At 57.4% G+C, this 2,552-nt stretch carries 1 protein-coding gene; it reads left to right on the forward strand.

Going from position 1 to position 2,552, the window contains the following annotated elements; genetic code table 11:
* Positions 1 to 2,095, forward strand: a 2,095-nt coding sequence (locus H5U08_RS15495) for a right-handed parallel beta-helix repeat-containing protein (RefSeq protein WP_297035053.1), incomplete at its 5' end; no start/stop codon positions are given.
* Positions 2,096 to 2,552 lie beyond the last annotated feature (457 nt).

The following is a 2,552-nucleotide window of genomic DNA, read 5'->3' on the forward strand; positions in this document are numbered from 1 at the left end:
GAAGGAGGGCGTCATGGCAGTGGGGCTAGCGGCTGCGATTCGCGAGCAAACGGGGATGATTCTCCTGGAACGGCTAGGGACGGGACCGTGCTTCGAAACCTGGCAGGCAGTGGCTTACACCGGAGTTCCTGCGCTGGTTAAAGTGTTCCGTGAGCCCTGGTTTTTAGACGCTGCGGAACTCGAACGCTTCCATGATTATCTCGACGAACTCACGATGATCGCTTGGCACCCGCACCTGAACCGACTCGTGGACTGGTGGAACGTCTCGGGCCGACTGGTCCTTTGGTACCAAGAGCCGGGTTCGGAAGTGCTTTTAGGCAGTTGGGCACGTTCCCCAGTTCCCACGCCACCTGAAAAACTCTTTCCTTCTCTCACGGATATAGCGAGTGCCCTCGATTATGTCGGCCGTATGGGGAGCTTTCATGGTTACCTCAAGCCCCATCATCTTTTGGAGTCCCTAGGGACTCGCTCCCTCGTCGAAACGGGACTTCTGCCTCTTCGTTTTTATCTTTGGAATCGCTTTCGTGTGCGCGTTTCCTGGGAATTTGTCCCGCCGGAACTCCAACGGGGTGAAAAGCCATCGCCGACCACGGAGCTCTACTCGCTCGGATTGATTTACCTCATGTTTCGCACGGGATGGCTGCCGGCGGCCCAGGAGTCTCCGCAAGTCGCGCAAGAGGACGAGGTCCTCGTCCAAGTCGGAAGGCTGGAAAAATGGGAGCGGGATTTGGTGCAACCCCTTCTTGCTCCGTCCCCTGCAGAGCGGCCGCAGTTCAGCCCGCTCGATTGGGTGCTCGCCTTGCGGCAGCGCTATTTTGAGATGTCTTCGGTTCCCTCCGGTCAGAAAGACGTGCACCACAAAGTGACGGAACTCGTCCTCGAAGATCGCGAGCTTACAACCGTTGAGCTTTCCCGACTTCAGCCCGGGGGAACTCTCTGGCTGACGTCACACGTTTATCACCTCCGAGAACCACTCGTCCTCTGGAAACCGCTCCGCATTTGTGGGCAGGGGAAAAAACCAGCGCGGATTGTGGTGCATGGTTGCCGAGTAGGCATGGAAATTCTCGCCTGCGGTGAGGTGGTTCTGGAGAATCTCGCCTTCCAGCATAAAGGAGAGGAGCCTGCCGATATCGTGCGGGTTCGTGCTGGAAAGCTCCTCGCCGAGCGCTGTGACTTCAAGGGGAATGGGGCGGATCAAGGAATCAACATTACGGAACGAGGGGAGGGCATCATCCGCCACTGTGTATTTCGTGGCCTTGACACGGGAATCGCTGTAGGCGTTCATGGTCGCGCACAGATTGAGAACTGCCGCTGTGAGGGGAACCAATTTGCCGGGATTGTGGTTAACGAACATAGTCAGGCCGTCATCGCCAACTGTGAGATTCTGGAAAACGGGGAACAGGGGATCTACGTCGGGCTCCATGCCGCAGCCGAATTGGTGGATAATCGCTGTCTTCGCAACAAAGACGCTGGGATTGCCGTGTTTGACTCGGCGCGGGTAAGCGTCCAGCGCAACGCGTGCGCACTCAATCGAGGAAACGGGATCAACATTGCCTCGGCAAAGCATGCGATCCTCACGGACAATACGTGTTCGCAAAACGGAGAATATGGGATCGGTTGTTACTCAGGTGAGACGGTCGCCATCACTTACAACCGGTGTGTTGGAAATCTCCGGGGGGGCATCGACTTAGGGGAGCTTCCCTCAGTTCAGGTGAGAGCCAATACGGTGGCTGGAAATCACGGGCCCGGTATCGAGATCTCCACCGGGTTAGTCAGTTATGAGTCGGCCGAACCTGAACAGAAACGCGTTTCCGCGGCGAGTGTCCTCGTCAGCGTAAACGTGTCTAGCCGCAATGACGGACCGGGCGTGTGGGTCCGCAAGGAGGCACAGGTGACACTGAGAGGAAATCAATGCATAAATAACGGAGGGCCGGGCATCCTCTTTTCCGACTCGAGCGGTGGCCGGGCAACAGGTAATCGATGCCAGGGGAATGCAGGCGGCGGGATTCGCGTAGAAGACTCGGCGGCTCCTTTTCTGGATGGCAACCTGACAGAAGACGAGAATGACCCAAACACTGGAATGGGAAAAGCCTAGGGGCCAGATGATGGGCTCCCACAGTGACCTGTCAGAGAGTTTCACCCGTGTCGCGGACAAGTCCGGGGAACCGAGCGGCGACATCAAAAAAGGCTTCCTCCTACCAAGCGGCTGAGTCTGACAACGGACATGTCCACGACGGGGGCGGCCACGAAAACCCTCGGTAGATTGGCACCATTCCTTCTCGATTACCTTCGCCCGTTGTTCAAAGCCAACGCCTTGCTGCCGGGTGGCCTCCTGCGTACGTTAGCGTTCTTCTCCAACCGAAAATGGCAATTCCTGTCTGCGGGTCTTACGGCGGGGCGTTAAGCCCGGACTCGGAGTGTTGTTAGCCCTTACGGCTCGACAAACCACTACACGGCCGTGGTTCCTCGTGCGAGTTTCCACAAGGGGATGGTGAAAGCGTGCGTAGGTGCGTAGCGTGTCTGAGTCGCACATCGCGTTCCACGAACTGATC

It is taken from the genome of Thermogutta sp., assembly GCF_014359955.1.
In the GTDB taxonomy this organism is placed as follows: domain Bacteria; phylum Planctomycetota; class Planctomycetia; order Pirellulales; family Thermoguttaceae; genus Thermogutta.